Genomic DNA, 22,954 nt, shown 5'->3' with positions numbered 1-22,954 from the left:
CCTTTTACACATTAAATGATCTAAATATCTTTCTAACATTCTCTTTTGTTAAAGCATTAGATTCTTTCAATTCACTATCTAAATTAAGAGCATGTAAAAAAGCGTGAAAACCATCTGTTTTCCGCTTCTCTGGATCAATCTTTGCATATTCAATATTCCCATTGTTCTTATTATCCTTGAAAGTATTCCATACATACCAACGCATTAATAAGTCATCACCAAATACTAACTTCCCATTGATAAATAAATCATCAACAAGTGGCGATAATTTCGAATGCGTAATATGTCCCCTTCTTACAATCTCGACTTCAAAACCTGCTTCTTCAAGTACAGGACCTAATACACTTGCACGATGCGAGTCCATACAAATCTTTTTAATTCTGTATTTCTTAGCCATTTCTAAGAACCAATTTTTAACCCGATGTGGATCAATAGATTTTTCAGTTCGAATAATCGTACATAATTCTTTCGCTTCCGCTTCTCGGATAACATCCATATTTATATCTTGAATATCTAGTGCAACTTGATTAATAAAAGAATGATGTAACCAATATCGTTTATTATCTTTTTTAAACAATAGACCCATTCCACAAAAATCTCGTACTTGTGCAAAATCCACAGCACCAATACATTCAAATCCAGACAAATCTGGTATTGGTTGATTTGTTCGCTCTAATTCATCCCAGGTACAAACTGTTTCTAAGATATTTGAAATTGGAATATTCATACGCTTTGTCATAAATTCGACTCGCAATTTTGAATTACGTTGCATCTTTTGGTATTCCCGTTTCATTTTTATCTTTAGCTCATCATTGTATGGTAAAGAAGGATTAGCTTTCTCCCAATTTGCTGGATCATCAACCTCGCCTTCACTATCTAACTTACAAATGAATGGTAAGAAATGAATGTCCTCAATCTCGCCAGATAAAATTAATTTTGCTGTTTCTTTTAAATCATCAAGTGGCCCACCTCTTACGTGTCCATCTGTGGTGGTGTAAATGATTCGGGAACCTCTTACTTTACCTTGACCACTTGTATAGACATTGATATTATCGTAATTTTCGTATTCATGTGCCTCATCAAAAATTACACATCCAGTACGTTTACCGTCTTTTGTCCGAGAGTTGGAAGTGTTATAATTCATCACTGAATTTGTTTTTTTATGTTGAATTTCTTCTAATGTCCATTTAAAGATTTTTTTAAACTTCTCTTTAAAAGATGGCGTACTTATAACATTATATACATCAGTAAATGTTCTCTTCGCTTGATCTTCACTGGTTGCAACTACATCAATATCGTAATTATTAATACCATGATGTCCGGTCATCATATAAAAAGAATCATATGCCATATAACCTGTTTTACCGCCACCACGACCCATTAATATTAAAACTTCATCAAATACAATACGATCATCTTTTTTGAAGCGCACACCATACATCAATGCATTTAAAAACTTTTGCCATGGGAATAATTCAAACGGAAAATATTTAGCAGGAACATTAATAGAATCTTCTGCTGCTTTAGCATTGAAGTAGATGTCGTCTCGACTTAACATTTTCCGAACATATTTCATTAATAATTTTTGTTCTTTACATGATTTGATTTGACCACTTTCTACCATACTCATATATTCATCGATATATGGATGGTATGTTGCCGATTTCTTAGACATCATCGTCATCATTACTTCCATCGTATACAGGTTCTTTTAAACCAAGCACTTTTAATAAGTCCGTCATACGCTTATTGGTTTCACGAAATTCTTTCGTAGCTGGATTAGCTTTCATTCCCTTTTGGCTTTCACTATTCTGCCATTCAATCATTGGTCCATTCTTTTTAATTTCTCTCGCTAATTTGTTTTTCGTATCGAACAATGTTATGTAATCGTCGACAAGGTCAACATAGTGCATACCATTCAAATTAGCATTTTCCAATTGTTGTAATAAATCTTGTTTGATTTGTGCTTTCTTTGATAGTTTTTGCACATGTACCCCCCCCTCTTAATTTGATATCTCAAAAAATATTTTTTCCCATCTCCTCCCCCCGTTGAATGGTCCTCCTACTAAAAGCCAAACTTTTTGACCGGGGGGTGTTTAAGAAACTAATTCAAAGTAAGTTTCGATAAAATCCAAAATAAAAAAGACTTCTTCAATAGAAATCTTTAGAATGTCTGTCGTAAATATTAAATTCTCTTCTTCTTCCAATCTTTCTCTAACATCATTAAGTTTAAGCCGTTTGCACTTTCTTGGGTTCACACAGTCTCTTATTTGGCAGTAACGCCAGTAAGAATACTTTCGGAACTGATTAAGCATGTCGCGCTCATATGACGTACGCTCGGCCTTCTCAGCGTATTGAATCATTAAGTCAGTATCAAATGTCCAACTACCATCCACAATAATCATAGCTACCACCGTTCCTCATTCATGAACTTAGGTACCTTCTTCTCAACCTTATCTAACCGATCATGTACTTCATTGTGACATCGAATACATAAGCATTGCAGGTTATCTAAATCCATTGCTAAGTGTGGATGTGTCTTCACCTCTTTAAGATGATGTACATTCTCAGCAGGCTTATATTTACCTTTCGACTTACACATTTGACATTCGTGATTATCACGCTGTAGAGCCTTGAGCCTTAGTGCTCTCCACTCTTTAGACTTATAGAACTTCATAAGCTTACCTTCTCTTATGAGCTTAATATAGTCCATTGTTAACACACCGTCCTTGCTCTTATGCATCTAGGCTTACGATCTAACACTTGAGACTTCAGAATATTTACCACAACAGTATGAGGAAGACTATTACGTTCTTTATATTCCAGTTCTTCTTCATATCTAAAAGCTTCTTTGATTAGATCATTAAACTCTTTGGCCTGTTCACTCATAATAGTAAAAGCCTCACGGATTACCTCAAATACTTCTCTTAATGTTACACTACAAACAATTATACCTTTCATCTCTTCACCTCTTCTTTAACTTCCTCCAAAAAAATATATCTTCTTTGAATGTATAAACTACAATTAAAGAAAGTGTCGGACTTTTAATGATGCCGAATTTATGTAGCAAGTATGAGAGCAATCCATTTTTATAATATCTCTTAGCCCATCTAACTTGAGCAATCCACATTCCTAATAAACTCTTCACTTACTCACCTCTTATCTTTCTCTAACAGATCATCCAACAATTTATTGATTACACTTGTTATAGCTTCTTCTTTATCTTCAAGCGTTGTGTTTTCTTGTAGCTCATCTAACACTTGAATTACATCTGGTAACCTTTCTAATCCCACATACTGTTTTATTTTCTTCTTGCTACGAAGAACGCGAAGGATTATTCCAATGACCATTGCTTTTTCAAGCTTATTTAATTCCATCCTCTCACCCCTTGTCTCTATATAATGCAACACGTTTGCGCCTTTCTTTACCTAGATAACTTCAAGAACTCTCTCATGCCATCTACAACTTCTTTATCGTTTTCAACAAGCTTACCTTTAACATAGATATCTCCATTGCTTTTCAGAGATACCATTTCTTGTTCACCAACTCTCAAGATGATACTGTCATGTGAAGTATCTCTTGCTAACTTATTCAAATCTCCATTATGTAACGTTAGATTCATCTCTTCTCCTCCTCCAAAATAAAAAGCACCCGAATGGATGCTATTTTTGTACTAACACTTTTCTAGGTTGACTTCCTGCATAAGGCCCTACAATCTCATTTTCTTCGAGACGATCCATGATCTTAGCGGCTGTCATATAACCAATTCTAAATTTACGTTGTAATGACGATACTCTCGCTATTTGATTTTCAATCACGAACTCCTTAGCTGGTTCATATAACCTTTCTATAACCTCATTAATGTTTACTTCCATTCCCATTTCCTCCCTTAAAATAAAAAAACACCCTAACGGATGCTTTTGGTAATGATTAATTTAAGTTTCAATTGCGGTACGTGAAGTTTTATTCTTTTTCCAATTACCTAATGTTGCTACATTCAACTGCGTCAACATTATTAAGTAACTGGAAGAAGAGCAAAAGCTCTCCCTAATAACGGTGTCATTCAATCGTTACCATCTGCTGGTTTCGGATTTTATTTGCCGCTATTACGAAACCGTTTAAACAACATATATTATAAAGAAATTTATGAGTTGTGTTTTCCGCCACTTCTCACCATACAAATATATCATGTTAAAAACCAAAACGTGTCCGTAAATCGTTCGCAAATAGTCCGCAGATAGTTCACAAATAGTCCGCAGATAGTTCACAAATAGTTCGCGTTTTTTATTTCTTTATTTTTTCACATCGGTTTTCAGCCTCTTTTCGCATAGTTTTGAATAAATATGTTCTTTAATCCTAGAAAATGAATTAGCTATAATCTGGATTGTGTTAAATTCACCTATTCCGTTTAACCTTAGATATATCAATCTCTTTCGCATTTTATAAAAATGAATTTGACACTTTCAGTTTAAAGCTAATTCAATAAGTGATAAAAAAATAAAGTAGCTAGATTCTAAACTTCCTTTGATAATCATTTAATGTATCTTGCTCCATTCCAATGTATCTCAATGTTTCTTTCTGATCTGTATGATTTAACATCTTTTGTAAAGCAACTACATCCTTAAATTGTTTGTAATGATGATACCCATATGTTTTTCTGAGCGAATGAGTTCCTATACGTTCTAACCCAAACTCTTCTGCTGCTTGATTTAATATTACATAAGCCATAGCACGAGTAATTGGTTTATTCTTTCCGTTCCTACTCTTAATCAGGTATTCGTTCTTTGGCTTTCCTTTAGTATAATTTCTGATGGCTCTCTTCAACTCTGAAGGCATCTTCACATCTTTGATTTTCCTTGTTTTCTTTTCACGTATCATAATATTCCAGCCTTCTACATCACCAACACGCAAACGCAATATATCCGATATTCTAAACCCTGTATTAATACCAAGAAGAAACAGAATGTAGTTCCTCTCATTCTGCTCCTTATAAAACTCTTTTATTTCTTGTATTATTTCTTTATCTCGAATTGGCTGTACAATATTCATATACTTTGCCCCTCTTTTTGTCTACGCGTTTTTTGAAACACCTCTTTCTTTAGATTGAACGCTAACCGCAATATCGCTCGTCCTTTTAACTTATAATATTTTGTTTTACCTATTCCTAAATCCATCCAGATATCTTGATCATATCCAGAATCATGTTCCATATAAAATTTCACAATCACTTCACGTTCATCATCTCTTAGACGATTCACACCATCATACAACCAACTCATAAATTTATTTCGTTCTTGTTCATACTCTATTCTTTCTATTGCAATATTTTCAGTCGAACTATTAAACTCATTTGTATTCGATGGAGGAACAATAGAATACGACGCTGTCACTTTTGGCAGCATATCACATGGCATAGTTGCTAAATATCTACGATACTCATTAAATACTTTTTCGATTTCTTGTTTTGTTCTTTTTCCATCCACAATTGGCATCTTAAATGATAGTTGTTTATTCATATTAAATTCCTCCATTGTTATTATTTTTGTCTTACTGCCCCACGTCTTCGTTCATAACGTGGACCATGAATTCCCATCAAATCCTCAATGTCGCGTGTGCTTAATTTCTCTTTTTGTTTTTTCTTATTTTTCTTCTTTACTTTTTTTGATTGTTTTTTCCACTCGCGTAGCTGATCCTTTAGTACCTTCATTTCCCCATCTCCCTTTTCAAAATAAAAAGGACACCTATTCCTAAAACAGCTTTAATTGCTGCTTTAATAAATTGGTGCCCTCTAGTTTTCTAGCCGGACTATATTCTGTTTGTTTTACTTTAAAAGGGTTATTTTATTAAGTTATTTTTTCTTAACCAGAAAAATTGTCCCATGCCTTTTACATCTTTTTCATAAACTGGCATTACATATATCTCTTCATTTATTAACAGTTGGAACTCTACACATTGTTTTTCTTTGTTCCACCCATCAGATGCCATTGGAACCATTTTCGGCTCTGCTTTTTCTCCCATTTCCCTCTACCCCCTGAATAAAACTCAATAATCCGTTAATAATGTAACTACAGTTTCTGATTTTCCTTCATACCCGAGGGCTTAGCGGCTAACTTTTGTTAGCTGCTCTTTTATTCATTCCTGAATAAAACTCTAGATTTTACAAATACTATAACCAGCCTACACATTTATGTAGGAGACCCCATGAATGGAGCAATTAGCTTTTGCTAGTTGCTCTTTTATTTCGTTCCTGCTCTTGTTTCTTAAAGAATTCTTTAACTGCATTTTCCCAATAAGTGCACATTATCCATCCCACCTTGAATAAATCCATAAACACTGTCCATACTATAAATACACTTGAGTTCTGAACTTCCTTCTTAACGTTTTTTCGGAGAGCAGTTTGCTTTTGCTAACTGCTTTTTTTATTACACATTTTTGTCTTATCACTCATATAATATTGAGAATTAAAAAATCATCTCATGTATAAAGGGAAAGTATTCTTTTTCATTATTTCACTCCCTCTTTAAATAACGCTGGTTGAATAAGGTTTTTAAAGAGGGAATATATTTAAAAATGTTGGTTACAATGTAAACAGGCTCGTGAATAGCCAATTTTACTAATACCCACTCTATGTCTATTACCTTGGGCCGAGTAATTAGCAAAAGCTAATTGCTCTTTTATATTGAGGTAATAATAAAATTTAGGTCTTATTCCTTTTCTACATCATATACTTTAAACCTAATCATCCAGCTCAAAGTGTTACCTCCTATCTTAAAGAGCACTGATGCATGGTGCTCTTTTTTAGTTTCCTTATTTCTTTAAAATGAAATTTTTATTAAGCTTTCCCCGCATAACATTTTCAATTTTGTTTATACTATAACTGTAACTTTTAAGTTACAAAGCATTGTGGTGATGCTCTTGTTGGACAACAAAGCAGTTAGCTTTTGCTAGCTGCTCTTTATTTGTAAAAAGGCACACAATTAACTGAATTCACATATAATATTCTGAGTTCCTTTCTTTATAAAATAGTCATTATAAAACCGGTCTCGTCACGAGGGCACTTTACTAAGTGCCCTTTTATATTCCAACTTAATACAAAATGAAGTTTTTGTTTAGTTTTCTTACCTGCATAATATTTTGATATTTGTTTATACTATAGTTGTAACTTTTTGTTACAACATATATCCGTATCGATTGAAACTTCTAAAATTGTACAATGGAGCAGTTAGCTATTTCGGCTAGCTGCTTTGTTGTGCAAAATAAGAATTTTGTTTAATTGCTATTAACGTTTTAGATTTCTTTGAATACATTAATATCAAAAGAAATTCTATATGGTGCTCTGGTCCAGTTACCTTGAATTTCTTGCAGACCTTATGTGAAGAATCCGTTTATAACAAACGGGTTCTTTTATTTTTGGTTATAAAATAACTATTTTGTTAAAAATGTTTCTTCATTCTTTTTAGATCATATAACATATCTTACTAAATAAGGATATATTCCACAAAATTTTGAAAGGAGGAATTTTTATTAACACAACTTTAATTTCTCATTTTTATAACGAAGAGTATCTGCTTCCGTGGTGGTTAATGCACCACACAAAATTATTTGATCATGGCATTCTTATTAATCGTGGGTCTACTGATCGTTCGGTTGAATTATGCAAATTATTTGCACCTCATTGGGAGGTCCGTGAATCAAAGGTATTAGAGTTTGATGCCATTTTAGTTGATCAAGAAGTAATGAACATAGAAAAAAAAATTACGGGATGGAAAATGGTGCTAAATACCACTGAATTTCTTTGCTGTGTTGATAAGGAAGCCTTTTTCTCATCTCTTGCCACTTTAGGGCAAAACATGTATGCTATTAGGACTATTCTGATGGTGGATGACCCTGCTCACGGTTATACCAATCCGAGATACGGAATTCCCCTTGTCAAACAGCGTTTTCATGGGAGAATAATCCCCCCTAATCCACCTGCTCCATACTATGGCGGTAGATTAATCCACCATTATTCGCATGGTAACTATTGGGCAGGGCGGCATTGGTCACCTCATCCATTTATCGTTTACATGTATCCTGCTTTCATTTTAAAATTCTTTTACAGCCCCTGGAATACAGCTATGAAAAACCGAAAATTACAAATTGGGCCTACTCTTTCTAAACATAGCATCCAGCGTGGCTTAGGTACTCATCATCTGGCAACACTAGATAAATTAGAAAAAAATTATATACACTTTACAACCTCAACTACTGATCTTCGGTTAAACCCAGAATATCAAGTTTTATTTCCAGATTTATGTTTTCCTAACTTACAGTAATGTCCTTAAAAAACATTCATATATATTTATCAGATGCACTTTGAAATCCCAGAGTATCGAATACTTTTATGAGTCGACTGACCACCAATATTCGATTTATTTTTAAAAATTTATTAAAAATAACTTAGATACAAAAAAGCTACGTTTTATATAGGATAAAAATTATCTTACGCAAAGGAGCTTGATTATTTGTGAATTACCAAAATGATAATAACTCTAACATTCACAAACCTTGCACTTGTCCATCCCCCACGGCTAACAGTTTAAATGTTGTTCAAACTACCCCGTCAATAGTCTCTGTAAATTCTGCGATTCCACTAGATACCGTGGTAAATTCTAATGGTACGGCAATCTCATTCACACCACCAACAACTGTTTTACTTGAAGGTGGAAGAACCTATTTGGCAATCTATGAAGTGCAAGTTATCATTCAACCAGGAGGTAATTCGGCAGGTATCACTATGTATCTTAATAATAATCCAATCATTGGCTCTGGTACTTCTCTGGGATATACTGCAGGATTCACTTCTGTATCAGCACCCGCTATTTTCACTACACCTTTAGGTATAACAAGTACTCTTACTGTTAATGTTGGACCATATTCTAATACATTAAATACGTTAGGCTTAACTCTTGCTGTTGTAGCATTAACATAACAAATTCTAAAACTCTCTAAAATAAATTTCTTTGTTCTTTAACTATTTTTGGGGGCTAGCCTCTAGGAACTCAACATAAATACATATAGAAAAAGAACATTATTTGGTTCGATAGTACTAGGTGACTCGACTAGCACAATTGCTGAGTCACCTATTTATCTATAATAAAATAACGCTTTGGTTAAAATTTTTGATTCTGCCATTCAGTAATACAAGCTGATTCAATTTCTTCAAAATCTCCTTTTTCTTCATCAAAATCAATGACAGCATAGCTGGGAACTACTAAAAATTCTTTTCCACAAACGTTACAAGAAGGATCATCAAATGCATAAACTCCTTTAATTGTGTCTGATTTTTGCAAATCATAATCAGCATTTTCGAAAACTACAAGACCATTACACCCTTTAACGTTACATCTATGTGCTTCGATAGCCATTTCTCATTCCCCATTTATTAATAAAATTCAAATTGTCCCAGCCACGTATCGAACTGCTTAGCCGGGATTTCTTCACCTACTTGGTGCATCTTTTATGTCTATTACTATGTAATTTACTAGCAGTGATCATTTAATTTAACACAAACACATCACATTCTCATAGCATGTTTAATCATTTTCATTAAACATAAAATATAGTATAGTACCGAAAATAAAAAACATAAAAAAAGAGAATGTCTTCAAAAGTTAATCTGTGGATACTTTTTTGACATTCTCTTTTCTTATTTCAAAGTTCTCAAACAAGAAACTTATAAGCGATTATACGAATGTTATACCCGCACTTGCGAATCCTGTAATAGCAGTAGCTATATCGAAACCAGGTGTAGTTGATGAAACAACAAGTAATATCTTATCTTGTGGAGCGACCGCAATTGCTTGTGCGCTAATACCACTCGCGGTATTACCGATAGCAATAAGACCACTAAATGCTGGTGTTAATAGTAACGGTGTACCTACTGGAGTGAAAGTATTACTTGCTGCTGGCGCGCTGTACAATTGCATTTGAATTTGTATGCTTCCTAATGCTAAAGCAACCGCTACAGTTACACTAAAGAATCCTGCTAATGAAGTAATTGTACCTGCGCGAGGAGCTACAAATGCGAAATCAAATACCGGAGGTACAGGACCTATAGTAATTGGGCCACCAGGTGGGACAATTACAGGGAAGAATGAACTTCCAAATCCAAGAAGTGCTCCTGTGTTTGCCAATCCACCTAAAACAGTTGCTAATGCTACTGGTCCACCTGATGCAAACGGAATAACCGCTCCAGCTCCTGTTGCTCCTGTTAGGCCTGTTGCTCCTGTTGGACCTGTTGGACCTGTTGCTCCCGTTGGGCCTGTTGGACCTGTTGGACCTGTTGCTCCTGTTGCTCCTGTTGCTCCTGTTAGGCCTGTTGCTCCTGTTAAGCCTGTTGCTCCCGTTGGGCCTGTTGCTCCTGTTACTCCTGTTGCTCCACCAGTACCTGCTGGACCTGTTGGACCTGTTGGACCTGTTGGACCCGTTGCTCCCGTTGGACCTGTTGCTCCACCTCCAGGACCTGTTGGGCCTGTTGGACCTGTTACTCCACCTCCAGGACCTGTTGGACCTGTTGGGCCTGTTGGACCTGTCGCCCCTGGAGTAGCATTGATTAATTGAATTAATAAATTAAAAAGAAGTTGTAAAGTTGCAGAATCAACATTTGAGTCGCAGGATATAGGGATAAGATCTAAAGCGAAGAAGAATTGTGCAAGGGCGCTATAAAATTGTTGCAATAATGTTGACAATTGTCCTAAATTAGGAACTGGAGATTGTAATAAAACTAAAATACTTTGAGTTAATTGTTTCAAAAAATTAACTTCTGGGGAAGGTAATAAGGAATTTAAGAAAATTAAAAATTGATTAAACACATTGAATAACGCTACTCTGTTTGCATCACTTGGATTTGCAAAAAATGCTGAAATAGCTGATACTAATGAGTTTAGTAAAGTAATTAATTGACTTAATTGTTCCCTAGTAATAGGAACTGACTGTGGATTTTTACAACAATCTGCTGAAAAAACAATCGGATTGCATTTATTATGATCAAAACAATCATTATGTTTCATTTATTTCCTCCTTATTCAATAATTTTGAGAGAATACTCTTATACTAAGAAACACTCAATTGTAATAGCGTTGAATATTTTTAAATATTCATTTTTCTTAGAATAAAAATAGTTACTAATAATTAAACTATAAAAATTCAGCTTAATTACTTTCACAACTCACATAATATAAGTATACGCATCTATTTATCTAGTGCTTAGATTAATTTCCTAATAAAAACGCATATTTTTAAAGGAATACATTATTACTCCTATCAACGTGTTTATTTTATCAATAAACGAAAAGACATATTAATTTATAAGTTCAATAATTCCATTCTAGAGTAATATCAAATGAAGTTTTTTGAAAAAGTTTAATCCTCACAACCTAGTTGTTTGTATCATGAGTTTCTAATAATGCATTGTATTTTCCATTAAGAGCTAATCATTTTGCTTTTGCCGACTAATGTTTATTTCTTTGTAACAACTTATACTCATCTTACATACATTATCTTGAATCCTTACTTGTTAAACCATTTAATTGTTCATGACTCACAAACATCAACAATATTTGAATGGTGTACTGATTCACAAAAGAGTACCATATAATGGTGCTCTTTTTTATTTCTTTGTAACAACTTATACTCATCTTACATACATTATCTTGAATCCTTACTTGTTAAACCATTTAATTGTTCATGACTCACAAACATCAACAATATTTGAATGGTGTACCGATTCATAAAAGAGTACCATATAATGGTGCTCTTTTTTATTTCAACAATTTTATATGAAATCTGTATACTTTTTTGACCAATTTCCAATAAAATTTCTTAAAACCTTAAATAATATCATTGATTATTTACTCCGAGAAAAGAAATTTTTCGAAGAATCCTTTCTTAATACACTAAATTTACTTTAAATACAGAAACCTCTAAGACATTTCAGTTAATATTTCTTTAAGATTGGAGCAGTTAATGCAAATGGCTGCTCTTTTTTATTTTATTTTCTTTCATTTCCGCATAACATTTTCAACCCTGTTCATACTATTTTTGTAACTTAAAGTTACAAACTATTTCTGTAAGCGTAGTGTTTCTTTTGTACAACAGGCAGTTAGTTTTATGAACTAGCTGCTTTGTTGTGCAAAAATTTCTTATTTGCACTACTCTAAACTCCTAAATTCGGCTAGCCTGTCAAAAAAATTTCAAACGTATGGACAAACACCGCTTCAATTCTCCTTTTTTCTAATAGATTAAATTATAAGAATAAAAGGAGTGAACTATTGCAAAATGAATAGAAAAAAATACTCTGATAGTTATAATTGCTATAATTATGAAGATGATTACAAAAAGCACAAATCTTCTTGCCGTAACTCGGATCAAACGATTGTTAAAGTGTATTGTAATTGTAAAAGTGATTTTGAAAGACAATCGGCTTTTAAGGCAACGCAAAATACCTTCCAACCACTTATTGCCAATCAACCTACTAGAGTTTTGTTTCCAGTTGAGGTATTTGATATTAATAATGAGTATGATCCATCTACATCGATTTTTGTCCCTCGTCAAAACGGTATATATACTTTTAATACAAGCATTATTTTTACCCCAACCGAACAAGCATCTGCCACAATAATTCTAGACATACGAGTAAATGGAATCAGTGTATCTAGAAACGAGGAAGGCGGCTCACCAAATGAATCACTTATTGTAAAAACTTCTACTATCGCACTATTACAAGCTGGTGACAGAGTTGACATATTAGCTGAAGCTGGGTCGGCAAATGGAACTATTGCAGGCGTTCCGAGTCTAACATATTTTGAAGGCGCTCAAATAAGTTAAGCTGTTCCTTTAATTATACAATCTTCTTTTAATATAGATGGTTCCTTCTACAAAATTTATTACCTGTTGAGCAATTAGCTTATGCTAGCTGCTCTTTTGTATTGAGTTGATAATATTTTTTAGGTCTTATTTCTTTTCTACGTCATATAATTTTAACCTAAACATCCAGCTCAAAGTGTTACCTCCTATCTTAAAGAGCACTTATGCATGGTGCTCTTTTTTATTTTATTTCCTTTCATTTCTGTATAACATTTGCAAACTATTTCTATAAGCACAGCATTTCTTTTGCACAACGAACAGTTAGTTTCATTAACTAGCTGCTTTGTTGTGCAAAAGAAAGATTTTTTTAAACTGCACATTTATTAAGAACATACATAAAATATCATGTGGTATTCTTTTTCAATATTAGTTTTTGTCATGGAGCGCCTTAAAAAGCGCTCTTTAGATTTATTAATAAATAACCCTTTTGTTCAAACATACTCACGTTTTATATAAACTAAACATATATTTACAAAGACAAGACATAGCTTTTTATTATACATGCACAATTTTTGTGCATGTTTTTTCTTTAATAAAATAACTATTGTTTTAGATTTCATAAATACAAACACTTGTCCATTTCATTTTGTTCTCCTCCCACATTTACTATTAGTAATACTAACTCTTCAGAGGTGAAAATATAATGGACGAGTTTTTATCTTCTGCTGTAATAAATCCTAATTTAGTTGGACCGACTTTACCACCTGTTCCACCATTCACACTACCTACCGGACCAACTGGGCCAACTGGGCCGACTGGCCGACTGGGCCGACTGGACCGACTGGGCCGACTGGGCCGACTGGCCGACTGGGCCGACTGGGCCGACTGGGCCGACTGGGCCGACTGGGCCGACTGGGCCGACTGGGCGACTGGGCCGACTGGGCCGACTGGATCACTATCAGTAGCTTACGGAACTTTTTGGCAAACGGAAACCATTACAGTCCCTTTCGAATCCCCTTTTTCTTTTAATCAAGCTGACCCTATGGTAGGGGGAATTTCTCTGTTAAATCCAACCACAATTAATATCACACAAGCTGGGGATTATCGGATTTCTTTCATTTCCTCGATTAACTTGACTGTAGCCCTTTCATTCCCTTATTCGCCTACCATTTCTATACTATTAAATAACAGTCTGATTCCAAATTTCAAAGCTACTTTTGGTATTTTAATACAAGATTTAGAAGATGTAGATTGCGCTCAACTCATTGGGGACACTATTTTATCAGTCCCAGCCAATTCAACACTTCAACTTATAAATAATAGCTTTGTAGGCGAAAGAGACATTCGTACTTGCAATAATGGAATAAATGCTTTGGAATTAAACATTATCAAATTAAACTAGTACAAGTATTCCTTTAAAACTAGGTGCTATTATAGCATCTAGTTTTCAGTTTCCAATGAAATTTTTTTAATAACAATACACAAAAATAAATGCATAAAATGTTTTATATTCTTTTCTTTTTAGAATAAATAGCCTTTACAGAGCACTTCTCCAAGTGCTCTTACATTTACATATCAAATATCATTTCTACTTATTTACAAGAGCGGATTTTATTATTTTGTACAAGCATTCTTTTCTTTTTTTTATACAATATATAGATATCTCAAAGAAAGGAGAGTAACATAAGTATGGCTGATTATTTTTATAAAAATGGTAAAAAGTATTATAAAAACCGATCGTATTCTCACCACCAAAAAGATAACTGTTTTATCAAAACCCATACAATATCTGGTTCAAATAGTGCTTTAGCGTTTAGTGTACCAGCTAACACTTCAAGAACATCTTTTGAAGATTTGACCAATAATCACAATAAAACATTACTTGATTTTCGCGTTCCTGGTGGTGTTCAACCAATTGAAGTAACCATTCGAACAAGAAGGTCTGGACCAATTACCTTTACAATAACTGCAGGTGAACAAAGGATATTTCAAGTTGAAGATTTTCAAAACCTCACTCTCACAAACAATACCAATACCGGTAGCACCATTAGTATATTTATTCAAAAAACATTTTGTATCTGCTGTAATAATCAAAATAATTTTCATAAAAAGTATTATAAAGAACAATCATATTCTTACTTTCAAAAAGATAACTGTTTTATCGAAACTCATACCGTAGCTGGTTCAGATACCACTCCAACTGAAAATGTCCCTGTAACCATCATCGTACCCTCCGACACTTCAAGAAGAGTTTTTGAAGATTTGACTAATAACCACAATAAAACATTACTTCAAATATCTGTTCCTGAAGATGTCTCCCCTATTGAAGTAACTATCCAAACAAGAAGTTCTTCCACGCCAATTATCGCGACTCTTGCCACAAATGAAACAAGAGTATTTCAAGTAGAAGATTTTCAAAGCCTTACTCTCACAAATAATACCGAATTCCTTAATTTCATTGAAGTATTGATCAAAAAGACATTTTGTATCTGCTGCAATGATAGGGATGATTCGTGCGATGAATATTACCGTGATTACGAATGTGAATGTTAGATTGACTCCCTAAAAAGAATCCTTATAAAGGGTTCTTTTTCTTTTACCTTAGTATCATCTAATCATTCACATTTGTTCAACATTTCATCTCTTAACAAAATTCAAATTTTATCTTACTTTACATCTACACGTGCTTGACTTGCTTCTCGACTAAAACCATCTGGATATCTTTTAGCTAATTTTGCAATATTCATTTCAGCAATATCTTGTAACGTATATCCCAGTTCATGCGCCATAATTGATAAATAATAAAGAATATCTCCAAGCTCTAAGGCTAACTTATAAGTGTTTCCGTCTTCTTCTCCTGGACAATGCGATGGTTGAAAACCATGTCCGTGATAAATTGCTTTTTTAACAATATCAGCAACTTCACCAGCTTCGCCTGCAAGTCCTAAAGCTGCATTTGAAACTCGTCCTCCAAAATCAGTTTTGTTATTCCAAGTTCGTAAAGTTGCTTCCTGATAATCATTTAATTCATCAATCGATAAGATACTTACAATCTGTAAAACTGTAGCTTCATTTATAACTTGATCCTCATTTTTTACTTCACTCATTAATTTAGTTGCTTCTAATACACCATTTTCCATAATGTTCATTTTTGATTTCCCCTTCCTATTTAGCAAATTCCTAATCCTATCGGACGATTTTCAATTAAATACTTATCAGCCTGATCTATTACAAGAAGAGCAACCTCCGCTTGATGTCTCCTTAATGCTTTTGCCATCTTCGGCAAACTCATACCTTGACTCCACATTTTACGAAAACGAACTACATCTCTTTCATCCCAAATGAAGTTAGCTTCTTCTAAAGCGATGTATACATTCAACCGTGATTCCTTCATCGCTTCATGATTTCTCGCTACACTCATAGGCGAACCTACTTTCTAAAAATAATTATTTTACCTTTTCAGTAAACTTAGTATCTACACGATCAACTTTACCGTTTATCCAAACAGCAACTTGTTCACCAAAACCACTCTCCGGTGGATTGAATGCTGTAACATTTCCATCCTTTACTATTAAAAGCTTGTTGTTACTAACATCAATTTCTACTTTTTTCATATGCCCATCTCCCTTTTACTACCTCATGTACTCAACAACATTAGGTTTAAAGCCACTTCCTAAATAAACCCTTACCGGAATTATTTCTTTTTTATCCCTTGCTGCCTTACACAATTCTTCAGCTGTATCCCAATTGAAAAACTTATCTACAGCCCTTTGGAATCTCCATATTGCCATTACATATTGTTCAAAGATGTCATAACGATCATCTTGTTTAGTTGTGCGTGGTAATTCATCCGTACCCTTTGCATTCTTTGGAACTTGGACCCGTACATCAGCGTATGTAGTGCGTCCAGCTCCTCTCTTCACATTTGCCTTCATTACATCAAACTCACAAATTGCTGGCTCTACATCAAAAATGTTTAGTTGCTTAGGCATGTGCCATCCCACTCTTCTGAATAAGATCCAGTAATTCAATTGCCCCTTCCTTGCTTAAAAACATTCGCCCATCTAGCAACTCTATGTTGGTTTCAGAAACTTCACCCGTTACAAAGCATGACTTTTCATATTTTCTTAGAACAATGTTTTCACCCTCAACATGAAAATCTAGTGCCGTACCTTCGACAATCCCTAAAGTTCTGCGTAACTCTACTGGAATTACTACACGACCTAGCTCTTCCACTTTTCTTGCAACACCTATGTTTTTCATACCTTACTCCCCTTTAGTATTTTTATATTTATTTAGAATCTCATCCAAACGTTTCTTATTATCCTCGAGATCCTCGTTTGAAGCTTGCTGTGGTTGTTGTTGCACTGGTTTAATTTCTTTCTGTTGATGTAACCAATCTGGTACAACTTCAGTTCGATTAGCATAACCTTTACCAGTACGTTTTTTACTTTGTTGTTGTCTTCGAAATGATGCTTGTGCTACTTCTACATCTTGAATTGTTTTAAAGCCTTGTTGATGCCAATCTTTTAAAATTCCTTTTGTATAAGACCAATTACGTTTATTGTTTTCTAAAGTGATTTTCATTGCTTCCACTACTAACGATTGATTAAGTTCATCTATCCACTGATTAATTTCTTCTCCCATGAATGGAGAGATGTGTCCGAAATTTTTCATATAAAAATCGATTGCGAGATTTTCTACTACTAAATGTCCTTCTTTTTCTTCTTTTTCTTCTTTTTCTTCTTTTTCTTCTTTTTCTTCTTTTTCTTCTTTTTCTATTTCTTGTTCTTGTTCTTTTTCTTGTTCTTCTTCTTGTCCCCCAGTCGTGCCACGGTTCGTTAACGTATCGTTATACGAGTCGTGAATAAACGTTTCAATTAGTTTCTTTATGGACTTTTGCTCTATATGTTTGCAGATTGGAATCAACAAAGATATATTTTTCACTTCTTTTAATTCTTTCTTAATTAAATCTTCAACTGGTTTTCCAGCTTTTTTTAGGTTGTATTTTCCCCAATTAAAAATGACTAATTCTCTGGTTTCATTATCGTATTTTATTATCTTGTGATAGTCTTCGAAACGTTGCATCAAAGCCTTTATAGTTTCATGTGAATAACCTGTTTCAAAAGCCATTTGTTTTTTTGTTATTTGATACACACCAATTTGTTTAGTTTGTGGATTAGTTAATAAATATAAGAAAAAGTACTTATCTTCTGGTGTGAAATCTTCTTGCACTTTCACATCATTCCAAAATGAAGTGTGTACTTGTCTAAATATCGCCATCTTTTTACCTCCTAGTACAAATTGCAATATATGCTTGTCCGCTTTTGATAATTCTTTGAATTCTATAATGCGGATAACAAACACTGAAATATTGCTGTATCATCTGTTTTAATTCATCTTTTCTTTTTGCTAAGTCCCAAAACTTATTAGGTAATAGCACTTGATATTCGATTAAATCCATGTACTATTTCCCTACTTTCCGTGATATACTTAGAACAACTTATTTTTTAGAAAAGGACCCATTGCCGTGGGTCTTTTTATTTTGTTCTACGTCACTCCAAGCCCATTGTTTTATTGGTTCGTAAGTAATGTAAAGCAACCATGCACTACATGCGATAAACATTGCGAATATAACTAATGATGTTGTATTTTCCACTAAATCACCTCCTTTTGTGCCTCAAGCCAAGCTTCTAAATCCTTTTGCAGAAAAAGTAGTTTACGCCCTTCTCTTATTACTGGAAATCTAGGGTGATTTGCTAATTCATACATTCTGCAAACCGCAATGTTGAGATAAGCTGCGGCTTCTTTCACTCGCATAACCTTATTTGGTTGTGATTGTTGTTGTAAGTCAGCTATTGCTGATCTGATTTCCTCTCTTACAATTTCACGAATAGATTCTTTAATAAATTGTTCTAAACCCATTTTCTTTCACTCCTTTTAAATAAGTTTCATACAATGAAACTCATTGTTTAAAATTTTTTTCTTGTTCCTTAAATAATATAGTTATTTCCTTTCCCAATACTTTAGATATATTAACTGCTACATCATAGTAAACCCTTAAATTCCAATTGATTATTTTATAGCAGTATGACTTCGATATCCCTACCTTTTTAGCTAGTTCATGATATTTAAGTCCAGATTCTTCAAATGCTTTTTGAAGTTCTGTTTTAGGTGTATCGGTTTGCATCTGATCACTCCCTTCTGATGCTTACAAGTTTATTATATGTTTCATTACGTGAAACTTCAAGTGTTTTTTATAAAAAATTTCAGAATAGGAAACTTTTTTATTCTTTACGTTTCTTGTCAGGAAACTTTATAATAAACTTAATAGGATTATGGAAAAGTCTTAATAAGGGGAGTTTTTTTATGGATATGAAAGATAGAATAAAACAAATTCGTTTAGAACATAAAATGAGCCAAGAACAATTTGGTAAAGAAGTAGATCTTACTAAGGGTACCGTTTCAAAATTCGAAAATGGAAAAGCCTTCCCGAGTCGTGAGACAATAGAAAAAATAGCGAAAAGATTTGCCGTTCCTGTGAACTACTTATATGGAGAAAATAACGAAGCAAACAAGGATGATAATAAATACGAGAAATTCAAAGAAATTATGGCATGGCTAGAACCTCTTCCAAAAGATAAAGAAGATATGGCATTAGACCAGATGTTAGCTATCGCTCAAGCTCTGAATAAACATCATAAGAAAATGGAAAAATAGCCTCTCGAATTAGGATAGGCTATTTTTTTTAATCTCTGCAATATATTCCTCTAATTTTTCAGGAGCGCATTCCTTTACTGTATCTAAGAATAGCATTACAATTTCTTCTTTTGTCACTACTAGTTCCCCCTTGCATCCTGTTATTTATACGTGGACTTTCTAAAAGTGGAAAGTTTTTGTCGTTCCAGTCAAAATGTTTCCATTCCCTTTAAAGCAGAAATGACACTATCTAATAGATAGTGTCATTTCTTGTATTTATATAATTATCCGCCCCCGGGACCTGGATCAATCATGTATAGAATTGTTTTTTGTTCTTTAGCGCTTTGTACTTTATCTTTTTCTGTCACTTGAAAAGTTGTGATAGAAAAACAAGCTAAAACTACAATAGATAACACTACTTTTACAAACTTATTTTTCAAGTGCTTCACCACCTTTTATATATAGTTTAATTATAACATTTCAATGCTTCTTTTGGTAGAAACATATAGAAGAAATCACCTGATTTAGAAAAACTTTCAAGGGATAGTTCTAAGTATCTTTTCCCTTCTTTGCCTCCAACCGCGAGCCCCATATAATACAATTGAAAACTACTAAGATAACCGTTGTTACTTTTTAAGGTCTGTAAAATTCTAATTGCTTTTTCATTCTCGCCTAACCTTACATATAAAAAGGCTCTCTCGGCTTCATCTAAATCATCAAAGTTAATAGTATGTAAATCTCTCTTATGGTATATCCTTAAAAACAAAAGTGTATTAAGTACTTTTTCTCTCCTTAATTCTAGTTTCTTATTAGGTGGATTACCAATAACTTTTAGTGACTTTTCCATATACTCTTTAGCTTTCTGATAATCGGAGAAAACATAACTTTCTCCAATTTTACAATACGCTACCGCCTTAGTACTGACATAACAATTTGTCTCGTCGTTTATTATATCAAAACATTGTTGACGAGATTCTCTTAACTTATTTTCATGAAGATTCACAAAAATCTCCATTTCTTTTATTCTTAACAAAAATGAATCTCTTAAAGAGCGACATTTAATTTTTATAATATCAGGTAATAATTGTTGAATATATTCATTCACCATCTTGTAATTACCTAAATCAAAAAAAGAATATATTGTGTTTAGAATCAACATTATTACAAGTTCATTATCAATATATTTTTGATTTTTTCTCATTTTATCAACTTTCTCAAAGAACACCTTAGGTGTAATCGTATTTTCACTTCTTTCTCGCAATGTTTGGTATAAAGGAACCAAGTTTAAGTTTATTCGTACTGTTTTCGAAATACCTTTTTTCATTTCTTTTTCGGTCTCTGTTTGGTTGCTCTTAAATTTATTTATCTGTTCCATAATCATATCTTGAAGTTCATATTCTCCAAACATATCTAACACTTCTAATGCCAATTTTAAATTTTTGTGTGAAAGTGTTGGTATGCACTCTTTGATGCAGTTTCTTCTAAACTTAATATCTTTAGGCTTATATAACCTAAGTGCATCTACAAAGTGTATAAAATCAAATTTACCCTTTTTATTAAAATAACTATTTACAGTTGTATGTGTTACTTTAAAACGTATCGCTAACTTCCTATTTGTATAACCGGATAATTTTAGACTTTCTTGCATATCTTTAAAATCCAATAAAACTTGCACAATCTTTGTCCTCCTTATGGACAAAAGACACGTCATCCCTAGTTTTTACATTTACAGAGAAACGTGTCATTATATCTAAGTTGTGTGTTATACTAATGTACGAAGACTTATGACAGTTGTTTTCCCTACTGTGGTTAGGGAGACGGTGTAGGGGTGTTGCAGCACCACTTACACAGTCATGGGTCTTTTTTATGTCCATTTTTTAGTTATTTTCATAATATCACAAAAATTAGGAATTTTATTTATTTGCTAATCTGAAAATTATTGAGAAAGTTTAATAATTAATATAACAAAGTATTCTTTTATATTGGATGATAACAATATCTCTTCCACTCATTAAACTTAATATAATATATAATAGTTAGCTAGTATTTTAACAACCACATCACATGTACTATTGTAGCTATTTATCAAACGCTTTTAATTTTATTTCCATGAATACAGCAAAAAAAGCGGCCACATTTATCCCTTAATAACAATCTAAATATGGTAAAATATACCCATCGCTGATATGTCCAAGCATGTAATTTTCATAGCAGCAAAATTACAACTAGACTTATACAACATGATTCAAAACAAAATGAAGGAGTGTTTTAAGTGAAAGGACATATTCGAAAAAGAGGAAATAAATATTGCATCGTTATTGATATCGGTCCTGATCCAGAGACAGGAAAAAGAAGACAGAAGTGGTTTTCTGGATATAAGACAAAAAAAGAAGCACAGGCCGATGTGGCAAAGAAGATTACAGAGTTGAATGAAGGAACTTTTATAGAACCATCTAAAGTTACGTTAAAGGATTATCTAAATCATTGGCTAGAAATTAAAAGTATGAGCATAGAAAAGAGTACCTTTGCTGGCTATAGGGCATTTATCAACCAACATGTTATACCTAGTATAGGAATGGTCGCGCTCCATAAATTAAATGTTATACACATTCAAAAATGTTATAAGACTGCGTTAGATAAAGGGATTGCAAACAATTCTATTCTGCTTATGCATAGAATTTTAAAGAGCGCTTTAAACCTAGCCGTAAAACAAAATATTATTTCTCGAAATCCAGCAGATTTTGCTGAGATACCTAAAAAAGAAAAAACCCCTATCCAGACTTGGACAGAGGAAGAAGTAAAAAAGTTTTTAGTTCATTCACAAGAATCACGATATCACATTGGGTATCTACTTGCAATAACTACAGGTATGCGTCTGGGAGAAGTTCTAGGGTTACGATGGCAGGACATTGATTTTGAAAAACATACTGTTACAATAAATCAAACATCTGGTCATGACAATAAAATCAAAAAAACCGCAAAAACAAATTCATCAAAACGTACAATTCCTGTACCTAATGAAACAATAGCAGCCTTAAAAAAACATAAAATTTTAATCAATAAAGAGAAATTAAGGTTTGGTTCTGCTTATCTAGATCAAGATTTAATAAATTGTAATGAGTTTGGAAGAATAATAAAAAGAGCACATTTCAGAAAAAGTTTCATTAGGATGACACACAAAGTAGGTATAAAAGAAATTAAATTCCATGATTTAAGACATACACACGCAACTCTACTATTGAAACAAGGAGTTAACCCTAAAATCATCAGTGAGCGATTAGGTCATACAGATATTTCAATGACATTAAGTGTCTATTCTCATGTTCTACCGAATATGCAAGAAGAAGCTGTAAAAAACTTCGGTAAAAGTATCTTTGGATAACCTATGTTTGCAAAATGTTTGCATTTT

The 22,954-nt window shown here is 33.3% G+C and carries 31 protein-coding genes and 1 pseudogene; 7 read left to right on the top strand and 25 right to left on the bottom strand.

Going from position 1 to position 22,954, the window contains the following annotated elements; translation table 11 throughout:
* Positions 1–4: 4 nt before the first annotated feature.
* The 12 genes from AXW78_RS12620 to AXW78_RS12565 all read right to left on the bottom strand — a co-directional run bounded on the left by AXW78_RS12620 (position 5) and on the right by AXW78_RS12565 (position 6,018).
* Positions 5–1,684 (bottom strand): terminase TerL endonuclease subunit, encoded by a 1,680-nt coding sequence (locus AXW78_RS12620; RefSeq protein ID WP_000178388.1) that lies wholly within the window; start codon positions 1,682–1,684, stop codon positions 5–7.
* Positions 1,668–1,988: a P27 family phage terminase small subunit gene (locus AXW78_RS12615; protein ID WP_001170969.1), complete on the bottom strand. Its 321-nt coding sequence runs from the start codon at positions 1,986–1,988 to the stop codon at positions 1,668–1,670. Before AXW78_RS12615 ends, AXW78_RS12620 begins: the two co-directional genes overlap by 17 nt.
* Positions 1,989–2,096: 108 nt before the next feature.
* Entirely contained in the window at positions 2,097–2,405 is a 309-nt protein-coding gene (locus AXW78_RS12610) for a hypothetical protein (protein WP_000587659.1), read from the bottom strand.
* Between the two features lie 2 nt (positions 2,406–2,407).
* Positions 2,408–2,677, bottom strand: coding sequence for an HNH endonuclease (locus AXW78_RS34405; RefSeq protein WP_002164449.1), 270 nt, complete (start codon positions 2,675–2,677; stop codon positions 2,408–2,410).
* A 38-nt stretch (positions 2,678–2,715) separates the two neighbouring features.
* Positions 2,716–2,961, bottom strand: coding sequence for a hypothetical protein (locus AXW78_RS12600; protein ID WP_000676190.1), 246 nt, complete (start codon positions 2,959–2,961; stop codon positions 2,716–2,718).
* A 191-nt stretch (positions 2,962–3,152) separates the two neighbouring features.
* Positions 3,153–3,377, bottom strand: coding sequence for a hypothetical protein (locus AXW78_RS12590; RefSeq protein WP_000422427.1), 225 nt, complete (start codon positions 3,375–3,377; stop codon positions 3,153–3,155).
* 47 nt (positions 3,378–3,424) lie between these two features.
* On the bottom strand, positions 3,425–3,622 hold the full coding sequence (locus tag AXW78_RS12585; protein WP_001054638.1) for a hypothetical protein: 198 nt from the start codon (positions 3,620–3,622) through the stop codon (positions 3,425–3,427).
* Between the two features lie 40 nt (positions 3,623–3,662).
* On the bottom strand, positions 3,663–3,875 hold the full coding sequence (locus AXW78_RS12580) for a DNA translocase FtsK (RefSeq protein WP_000453545.1): 213 nt from the start codon (positions 3,873–3,875) through the stop codon (positions 3,663–3,665).
* Between the two features lie 631 nt (positions 3,876–4,506).
* Positions 4,507–5,049, bottom strand: a complete 543-nt coding sequence (locus AXW78_RS12575; protein ID WP_061884220.1) for a tyrosine-type recombinase/integrase — start codon at positions 5,047–5,049, stop codon at positions 4,507–4,509.
* Positions 5,046–5,516 (bottom strand): ArpU family phage packaging/lysis transcriptional regulator, encoded by a 471-nt coding sequence (locus AXW78_RS12570; protein ID WP_061884219.1) that lies wholly within the window; start codon positions 5,514–5,516, stop codon positions 5,046–5,048. The genes AXW78_RS12575 and AXW78_RS12570 overlap by 4 nt, the downstream gene beginning before the upstream one ends.
* Positions 5,517–5,536: 20 nt before the next feature.
* On the bottom strand, positions 5,537–5,707 hold the full coding sequence (locus AXW78_RS34400) for a hypothetical protein (RefSeq protein ID WP_000866143.1): 171 nt from the start codon (positions 5,705–5,707) through the stop codon (positions 5,537–5,539).
* Positions 5,708–5,835: 128 nt separating this feature from the next.
* The gene (locus AXW78_RS12565; RefSeq protein WP_061884218.1) at positions 5,836–6,018 is read right to left on the bottom strand and encodes a hypothetical protein; all 183 of its coding nucleotides are present in this window, start codon (positions 6,016–6,018) and stop codon (positions 5,836–5,838) included.
* 1,565 nt (positions 6,019–7,583) lie between these two features.
* On the opposite strand from AXW78_RS12565, the gene AXW78_RS12560 reads away from it, so the two are divergent.
* On the top strand, positions 7,584–8,315 hold the full coding sequence (locus tag AXW78_RS12560; RefSeq protein WP_061884217.1) for a hypothetical protein: 732 nt from the start codon (positions 7,584–7,586) through the stop codon (positions 8,313–8,315).
* 191 nt (positions 8,316–8,506) lie between these two features.
* Complete coding sequence (locus AXW78_RS12555) at positions 8,507–8,971, top strand: hypothetical protein (protein ID WP_001109248.1); 465 nt, start codon at positions 8,507–8,509, stop codon at positions 8,969–8,971.
* 181 nt (positions 8,972–9,152) lie between these two features.
* Here AXW78_RS12555 and AXW78_RS12550 read toward each other — a convergent pair whose 3' ends face one another.
* Together AXW78_RS12550 and AXW78_RS12545 are read right to left on the bottom strand one after the other, a co-directional pair.
* Positions 9,153–9,407 (bottom strand): hypothetical protein, encoded by a 255-nt coding sequence (locus AXW78_RS12550; protein WP_061884216.1) that lies wholly within the window; start codon positions 9,405–9,407, stop codon positions 9,153–9,155.
* 318 nt (positions 9,408–9,725) lie between these two features.
* Complete coding sequence (locus AXW78_RS12545) at positions 9,726–11,051, bottom strand: exosporium glycoprotein BclB-related protein (RefSeq protein WP_061884215.1); 1,326 nt, start codon at positions 11,049–11,051, stop codon at positions 9,726–9,728.
* A gap of 1,252 nt (positions 11,052–12,303) precedes the next feature.
* Between AXW78_RS12545 and AXW78_RS12540 the strand changes: the two genes are divergently transcribed.
* The 3 genes and pseudogenes from AXW78_RS12540 (at position 12,304) to AXW78_RS12530 (ending at position 15,399) form a co-directional block, all read left to right on the top strand.
* The gene (locus AXW78_RS12540; protein ID WP_231122444.1) at positions 12,304–12,867 is read left to right on the top strand and encodes a complement C1q domain-containing protein; all 564 of its coding nucleotides are present in this window, start codon (positions 12,304–12,306) and stop codon (positions 12,865–12,867) included.
* A 682-nt stretch (positions 12,868–13,549) separates the two neighbouring features.
* A pseudogene (locus AXW78_RS35270) lies at positions 13,550–13,798 on the top strand (exosporium leader peptide-containing protein); the annotation flags it as partial.
* Positions 13,799–14,535: 737 nt separating this feature from the next.
* A complete protein-coding gene (locus AXW78_RS12530) occupies positions 14,536–15,399 on the top strand; it encodes a hypothetical protein (protein ID WP_061884213.1) in 864 nt (287 codons plus the stop codon).
* Between the two features lie 113 nt (positions 15,400–15,512).
* Here the strand turns inward: AXW78_RS12530 and AXW78_RS12525 are convergent, their stop codons facing one another.
* From AXW78_RS12525 to AXW78_RS12495, 9 genes are all read right to left on the bottom strand, one after another.
* Positions 15,513–15,995 carry a nucleoside triphosphate pyrophosphohydrolase family protein gene (locus AXW78_RS12525; protein ID WP_061884212.1) on the bottom strand — a complete coding sequence of 161 codons (483 nt, stop codon included), beginning with the start codon at positions 15,993–15,995 and terminating at the stop codon, positions 15,513–15,515.
* 20 nt (positions 15,996–16,015) lie between these two features.
* Complete coding sequence (locus AXW78_RS12520; RefSeq protein WP_061884211.1) at positions 16,016–16,267, bottom strand: hypothetical protein; 252 nt, start codon at positions 16,265–16,267, stop codon at positions 16,016–16,018.
* A 25-nt stretch (positions 16,268–16,292) separates the two neighbouring features.
* Complete coding sequence (locus tag AXW78_RS32210) at positions 16,293–16,460, bottom strand: DUF3954 domain-containing protein (RefSeq protein WP_000754942.1); 168 nt, start codon at positions 16,458–16,460, stop codon at positions 16,293–16,295.
* An 18-nt stretch (positions 16,461–16,478) separates the two neighbouring features.
* Positions 16,479–16,838, bottom strand: a complete 360-nt coding sequence (locus AXW78_RS12515) for a hypothetical protein (protein ID WP_061884210.1) — start codon at positions 16,836–16,838, stop codon at positions 16,479–16,481.
* Entirely contained in the window at positions 16,831–17,109 is a 279-nt protein-coding gene (locus tag AXW78_RS12510) for an AbrB/MazE/SpoVT family DNA-binding domain-containing protein (RefSeq protein WP_061884209.1), read from the bottom strand. Before AXW78_RS12510 ends, AXW78_RS12515 begins: the two co-directional genes overlap by 8 nt.
* A 3-nt stretch (positions 17,110–17,112) precedes the next feature.
* Positions 17,113–18,129 (bottom strand): DnaD domain-containing protein, encoded by a 1,017-nt coding sequence (locus tag AXW78_RS12505; protein WP_061884208.1) that lies wholly within the window; start codon positions 18,127–18,129, stop codon positions 17,113–17,115.
* Positions 18,130–18,349: 220 nt separating this feature from the next.
* Positions 18,350–18,505, bottom strand: coding sequence for a hypothetical protein (locus AXW78_RS34395; RefSeq protein WP_081113949.1), 156 nt, complete (start codon positions 18,503–18,505; stop codon positions 18,350–18,352).
* Positions 18,505–18,771: a helix-turn-helix domain-containing protein gene (locus AXW78_RS12500; RefSeq protein ID WP_000522182.1), complete on the bottom strand. Its 267-nt coding sequence runs from the start codon at positions 18,769–18,771 to the stop codon at positions 18,505–18,507. The genes AXW78_RS34395 and AXW78_RS12500 overlap by 1 nt, the downstream gene beginning before the upstream one ends.
* Positions 18,772–18,811: 40 nt before the next feature.
* Positions 18,812–19,036 (bottom strand): helix-turn-helix domain-containing protein, encoded by a 225-nt coding sequence (locus AXW78_RS12495; protein ID WP_061884207.1) that lies wholly within the window; start codon positions 19,034–19,036, stop codon positions 18,812–18,814.
* Positions 19,037–19,215: 179 nt separating this feature from the next.
* Here AXW78_RS12495 and AXW78_RS12490 point away from each other — a divergent pair, with 179 nt between their 5' ends.
* Entirely contained in the window at positions 19,216–19,566 is a 351-nt protein-coding gene (locus tag AXW78_RS12490; RefSeq protein ID WP_061884206.1) for a helix-turn-helix domain-containing protein, read from the top strand.
* Between the two features lie 263 nt (positions 19,567–19,829).
* Here AXW78_RS12490 and AXW78_RS34390 read toward each other — a convergent pair whose 3' ends face one another.
* Both AXW78_RS34390 and AXW78_RS12480 read right to left on the bottom strand, forming a co-directional pair.
* Entirely contained in the window at positions 19,830–19,985 is a 156-nt protein-coding gene (locus AXW78_RS34390) for a hypothetical protein (RefSeq protein ID WP_165375022.1), read from the bottom strand.
* 26 nt (positions 19,986–20,011) lie between these two features.
* The gene (locus tag AXW78_RS12480) at positions 20,012–21,220 is read right to left on the bottom strand and encodes an AimR family lysis-lysogeny pheromone receptor (RefSeq protein ID WP_061884204.1); all 1,209 of its coding nucleotides are present in this window, start codon (positions 21,218–21,220) and stop codon (positions 20,012–20,014) included.
* A 597-nt stretch (positions 21,221–21,817) separates the two neighbouring features.
* Between AXW78_RS12480 and AXW78_RS12475 the strand changes: the two genes are divergently transcribed.
* Positions 21,818–22,927: a site-specific integrase gene (locus tag AXW78_RS12475; protein WP_061884203.1), complete on the top strand. Its 1,110-nt coding sequence runs from the start codon at positions 21,818–21,820 to the stop codon at positions 22,925–22,927.
* The last annotated feature ends 27 nt before the right edge of the window (positions 22,928–22,954 follow it).

Source organism: Bacillus thuringiensis, assembly GCF_001595725.1.
Lineage (GTDB): Bacteria > Bacillota > Bacilli > Bacillales > Bacillaceae_G > Bacillus_A > Bacillus_A thuringiensis_K.
The sequence above is the reverse complement of the archived record's forward strand: the minus strand, read 5'-3'. Positions and strand labels throughout refer to the sequence as shown.

Coding starts and splice junctions, on each gene's coding strand:
- AXW78_RS32210 (WP_000754942.1), bottom strand. CDS start 16,460: ATGAAAAAAGTAGAAATTGATGTTAGTAACAACAAGCTTTTAATAGTA.
- AXW78_RS12515 (WP_061884210.1), bottom strand. CDS start 16,838: ATGCCTAAGCAACTAAACATTTTTGATGTAGAGCCAGCAATTTGTGAG.
- AXW78_RS12510 (WP_061884209.1), bottom strand. CDS start 17,109: ATGAAAAACATAGGTGTTGCAAGAAAAGTGGAAGAGCTAGGTCGTGTA.
- AXW78_RS12495 (WP_061884207.1), bottom strand. CDS start 19,036: ATGCAAACCGATACACCTAAAACAGAACTTCAAAAAGCATTTGAAGAA.
- AXW78_RS12620 (WP_000178388.1), bottom strand. CDS start 1,684: ATGACGATGATGTCTAAGAAATCGGCAACATACCATCCATATATCGAT.
- AXW78_RS34400 (WP_000866143.1), bottom strand. CDS start 5,707: ATGAAGGTACTAAAGGATCAGCTACGCGAGTGGAAAAAACAATCAAAA.
- AXW78_RS12610 (WP_000587659.1), bottom strand. CDS start 2,405: ATGATTATTGTGGATGGTAGTTGGACATTTGATACTGACTTAATGATT.
- AXW78_RS12560 (WP_061884217.1), top strand. CDS start 7,584: ATGCACCACACAAAATTATTTGATCATGGCATTCTTATTAATCGTGGG.
- AXW78_RS12530 (WP_061884213.1), top strand. CDS start 14,536: ATGGCTGATTATTTTTATAAAAATGGTAAAAAGTATTATAAAAACCGA.
- AXW78_RS34405 (WP_002164449.1), bottom strand. CDS start 2,677: ATGAAGTTCTATAAGTCTAAAGAGTGGAGAGCACTAAGGCTCAAGGCT.
- AXW78_RS12570 (WP_061884219.1), bottom strand. CDS start 5,516: ATGAATAAACAACTATCATTTAAGATGCCAATTGTGGATGGAAAAAGA.
- AXW78_RS12500 (WP_000522182.1), bottom strand. CDS start 18,771: ATGGGTTTAGAACAATTTATTAAAGAATCTATTCGTGAAATTGTAAGA.
- AXW78_RS12565 (WP_061884218.1), bottom strand. CDS start 6,018: ATGGGAGAAAAAGCAGAGCCGAAAATGGTTCCAATGGCATCTGATGGG.
- AXW78_RS12490 (WP_061884206.1), top strand. CDS start 19,216: ATGGATATGAAAGATAGAATAAAACAAATTCGTTTAGAACATAAAATG.
- AXW78_RS12545 (WP_061884215.1), bottom strand. CDS start 11,051: ATGAAACATAATGATTGTTTTGATCATAATAAATGCAATCCGATTGTT.
- AXW78_RS12600 (WP_000676190.1), bottom strand. CDS start 2,961: ATGAAAGGTATAATTGTTTGTAGTGTAACATTAAGAGAAGTATTTGAG.
- AXW78_RS12505 (WP_061884208.1), bottom strand. CDS start 18,129: ATGGCGATATTTAGACAAGTACACACTTCATTTTGGAATGATGTGAAA.
- AXW78_RS12585 (WP_001054638.1), bottom strand. CDS start 3,622: ATGAATCTAACGTTACATAATGGAGATTTGAATAAGTTAGCAAGAGAT.
- AXW78_RS12520 (WP_061884211.1), bottom strand. CDS start 16,267: ATGAGTGTAGCGAGAAATCATGAAGCGATGAAGGAATCACGGTTGAAT.
- AXW78_RS12575 (WP_061884220.1), bottom strand. CDS start 5,049: ATGAATATTGTACAGCCAATTCGAGATAAAGAAATAATACAAGAAATA.
- AXW78_RS12590 (WP_000422427.1), bottom strand. CDS start 3,377: ATGGAATTAAATAAGCTTGAAAAAGCAATGGTCATTGGAATAATCCTT.
- AXW78_RS12580 (WP_000453545.1), bottom strand. CDS start 3,875: ATGGAAGTAAACATTAATGAGGTTATAGAAAGGTTATATGAACCAGCT.
- AXW78_RS12525 (WP_061884212.1), bottom strand. CDS start 15,995: ATGAACATTATGGAAAATGGTGTATTAGAAGCAACTAAATTAATGAGT.
- AXW78_RS12550 (WP_061884216.1), bottom strand. CDS start 9,407: ATGGCTATCGAAGCACATAGATGTAACGTTAAAGGGTGTAATGGTCTT.